A 3,728-nucleotide genomic window follows, 5' to 3' on the forward strand; every position below is an offset into this window, starting at 1 on the left:
GGACACTGCTGTGGTGCGGGCTCCAGTGGATTCCCAGGTGTTAAAAATTTATTCCCGCCCAGGGGAAAAAGTCAGCGATACCAATGGCATCCTCGACCTGGGTATCACGTCCCAAATGATTGTGGTGGCGGAGGTGTACGAGAACGACATCGGCCGGGTAGAACTGGGGCAAACTGCCTGGGTCACCAGTGAAAATGACAGCTTTGGCGGGGAATTGGAGGGTAAAGTCACCAATATTGGCTTGAGAATTGGCAAAAATGATGTACTGGACTCCGATCCCGCCGCCGACATTGATGCCAGGGTAGTGGAAGTGAAAATTGCCCTCAGCCCCAGTGCTAGTAAAAAGGTGGCTGGTTTGAGCAATGCCAAGGTGGTGGTGAAAATTGAACCCGACAGTGCCCCCCCCTCTCCCCCTAATTAAAAGTCCATCAACCCCAGATTTATCTGTCACTCTACCCAATAGATGAAAATTCCCCTTGCTTGGCACCAGTTATTCCATGAAAGGATGCGACTCCTGGCGGCGATCGCCGGCATTGCCTTTGCCGATGTGTTGATTTTTATGCAACTGGGGTTCAAAAATGCTCTGTTTGATAGTGCAATTCGGGTTCCTGAGAGTTTGCAGGGGGATTTATTCATCCTCAGCACCCAAACCGACACCTTTGTTAACCCTACCCCCTTTGCAGCCCGTCGCTTGTACCAAGCCATGGGCAATGAAGCTGTGGGCGGGGGCACTAGCCTTTACATTGACATCAACCGCTGGAAAAACCCAGAAACCAAAGTCAGCCGCCAGATTTACATTATGGGTTTTAACCCCGTTAGTAATCCGATCAATCTACCGGGGGTAGAGGAAAATTTAAACCTGATTAAACGCCCTGACGTGTTCCTCTTTGACCAAGACTCTAGGGAAGAATTTGGCCCGGTACCTACTTTGTTAGCAGCCGATGGCCCCGTTTTTACGGAAGTGGGTAATCGCCGCGTCCAGGTACAGGGTTTATTCACCCTTGGTTCTTCCTTTGGGGCGGACGGCACGTTAATCACCAGCGACTTAAATTTCTTCCGTCTTTTTCCCAGCCGGGACCGCAGTTCCATTGATGTGGGCATTTTGCAACTCAAACCGGGGCAAGATCCGGAGTTAGTGGCCGAACAAATCCGGCGGGAGTTAACCGGGGGCGATGTCCAGGTTTTCACCAAAGAAAAGTTGGTGCAATACGAATTAAATTATTGGCAAACCCGCACCACCATTGGTTTTGTCTTCGGCTTGGGCACCGCCATGGGCTTCATTGTGGGCACGGTGATTGTTTACCAAATTCTCTACACCGACGTTTCCGACCATTTACCGGAATATGCCACCCTCAAGGCCATTGGCTACGGCGATCGTTATTTGTTGGGGGTAGTGTTCCAAGAAGCTTTACTGCTAGCGGTGATTGGCTTTTTGCCTAGCTTTGGTTTGGGGGTTTTGCTCTACACCAACACCGCCCGGGCCACGGGTTTACCCCTGATTATGACCACTGCTCGGGCTTTGACCGTACTGATTATGACCATTGCCATGTGTTGTATTTCCGGGGCGATCGCCGTGGGGCGGTTGCGGGCCGCAGATCCGGCGGATATCTTCTAAGCTGCGCCCATGGGTCAGCTTGTGCCAGTGGCAATGTTGCCTTAACATCTCTTCACAAAAATTTATAATTTGTCATAATAGCGGTGGACAGTCTTCTCACTAGGAAACATTGCTATGAAAACCGCCGCTAGAATTGTTGCTTTTACTGCTCTGACTGGATTTGCCCTCGGGGTACCCAACGTCGCCATGGCAGAAATAGAAACCACTGAAAAACCCGCCGTAGTCAGCCAAGCTGCGATGGAAACCACCATGAACATTGTGGAAGTTGCCGCTGGAAACGAAACGTTCAGTACCCTTGTCGCTGCAGTGGAAGCGGCTGATTTAGTGGAAGCTTTATCCGCTGAGGGGCCCTTTACCGTTTTTGCCCCCACCAATGATGCCTTTGCCGCTTTGCCCGCTGGTACGGTGGAAAGTCTCTTGTTGCCAGAAAACAAAGATAAATTGGTGAAAATTTTGACCTACCACGTAGTACCCGGCAAAATTACCGCCGCCCAAGTCACCTCTGGGGAAGTGGAATCCTTGGCTGGGGAAGCCCTCACCTTCAAAGTTAAAGATGGCAAAGTTAAAGTCAACAAAGCTACTGTGATTTCCGCTGATGTGGATGCCAGCAATGGTGTTATCCATGTGGTGGATCAGGTGATTTTGCCTCCTATGTAATTGATTGTCAGCAAATCTTTGCCCAAGATGGTAATTTATCCCTAAATTGTCGATAAATTGTAATTTTTAGCCAATTTCTTTCCCTGGGGGAGTTAGGCGGCTGGCTACGTACCATCTCAATTCGACCATCCCTGAAGTGGGGTTCCAATTTCTAGAAAATTGGCCCCACTTTTTGCTTGCGTGCTACCTTTACAAGGGAAGTGCCCAGGGCACGGTGAAAATTGTTCGGCAGTGGGATGGAAAACTGTGGCCATTAATGCGTCCGATTCAGCAACAACAGTCATTGTCGGTGGTGGTTTTGTGGGACTATTCACCGCTCTACATCTGCGCTACCATCAGCACGCCGGCCCCATTATTTTGGTGGACCCCCAGACAAATTTTGTCTTCAAGCCCATGCTCTATGAGTTGCTCACGGAGGAACTGCCGGAGTCAGTGGTGTGTCCCAGCTACGGGGAGTTGTTGGCCAATAGTGATGTTGAATTAGTCCAGGCGAAGGTAACCGATGTGCAGTTGGCGCAAAAGCGTTTGGTGCTCGATTCCGGCCAGGAACAGCATTATGACTATTTAGTGCTGGCGGTGGGGTCTGTGCAGGGTTATCTGGGGGCCAAAGGAGCCGAAGAACATGCCTTTGCTTTCCGTTCCCAAACCGAGGCGATCGCCCTGCGGGATCATCTCAAAACCTGTTTAGAAAAGTCCCTAACCACGGAAGATAAAGCGGAAAAAGAAAGATTGCTGACGGTGGCGATCGTTGGGGCCGGCCCGGCGGGGGTGGAGATGGCGGCCACGCTGGCGGATTTACTGCCTAGTTGGTACGTGCCCATGGGGGGGGATATCAATGATTTAAAAATTTACTTAGTGAACCATGCACCGGGAATTCTAGCGGGGGACGCCAATAGTGGGCTCAAGCGTTGTGCCCTGGAAGAGTTGCAAGCCAGAACTATTCCGGTGACGTTGAAGTTGGGGGTAGGGGTTAAAGGTGTTACCCCAGAAAGTTTGCAATTTGTGGAAACCGGAGAGGAGGAATTGCGCCATTTAGACACTTGCACCACCATTTGGACAGCGGGTACAGCGGTTAATCCCCTCCTCAAAGCCTTGGCGGCAGAGATTCCCCCGGAGGAAATTGACCGCCACGGGCAACCCCTGGTGACCAGTACCCTACAATTACCTAGCTTTGCTGAAGTATTTGCTGCCGGAGACTGTGTGACCGTCAAGGAAAATCCTAAACCTGCCCTGGCCCAGATTGCCTATCAACAAGGAGCGGCGATCGCCAAAAATTTGATGGCGGCGCAAAAGGGAAAACCGTTGGTCAGTCCCGATCCCCAACTGCGGGGCACATTGATGAAGCTGGGTTTGAACAATGGGGTAGCCAATTTATTTGACCGGGTACGCATTCAGGGCAAGGCGGGGGATTTATTGCGGAACGCAACCTATCTGGAGCTATTGCCCACCCCTCTGC

The 3,728-nt window shown here is 51.2% G+C and carries 4 protein-coding genes; all 4 read left to right on the forward strand.

Features of this window, described 5'->3' with window-relative positions:
• Positions 1-421: HlyD family efflux transporter periplasmic adaptor subunit (locus IQ219_RS17925; RefSeq protein WP_194073507.1), on the forward strand; the 421-nt coding region annotated here is incomplete at its 5' end.
• 42 nt (positions 422-463) lie between these two features.
• Positions 464-1,615 (forward strand): ABC transporter permease DevC, encoded by a 1,152-nt coding sequence (gene devC, locus IQ219_RS17930; RefSeq protein WP_194073508.1) that lies wholly within the window; start codon positions 464-466, stop codon positions 1,613-1,615.
• A 114-nt stretch (positions 1,616-1,729) separates the two neighbouring features.
• A complete protein-coding gene (locus IQ219_RS17935; RefSeq protein WP_194073509.1) occupies positions 1,730-2,272 on the forward strand; it encodes a fasciclin domain-containing protein in 543 nt (180 codons plus the stop codon).
• A gap of 246 nt (positions 2,273-2,518) precedes the next feature.
• On the forward strand, positions 2,519-3,728 hold a 1,210-nt coding region (locus IQ219_RS17940; RefSeq protein ID WP_194073510.1), incomplete at its 3' end, for an NAD(P)/FAD-dependent oxidoreductase.

The sequence above is a fragment of the Synechocystis sp. LEGE 06083 genome, from assembly GCF_015207725.1.
GTDB classification, from domain to species: Bacteria; Cyanobacteriota; Cyanobacteriia; order Cyanobacteriales; family Microcystaceae; genus Synechocystis; species Synechocystis salina.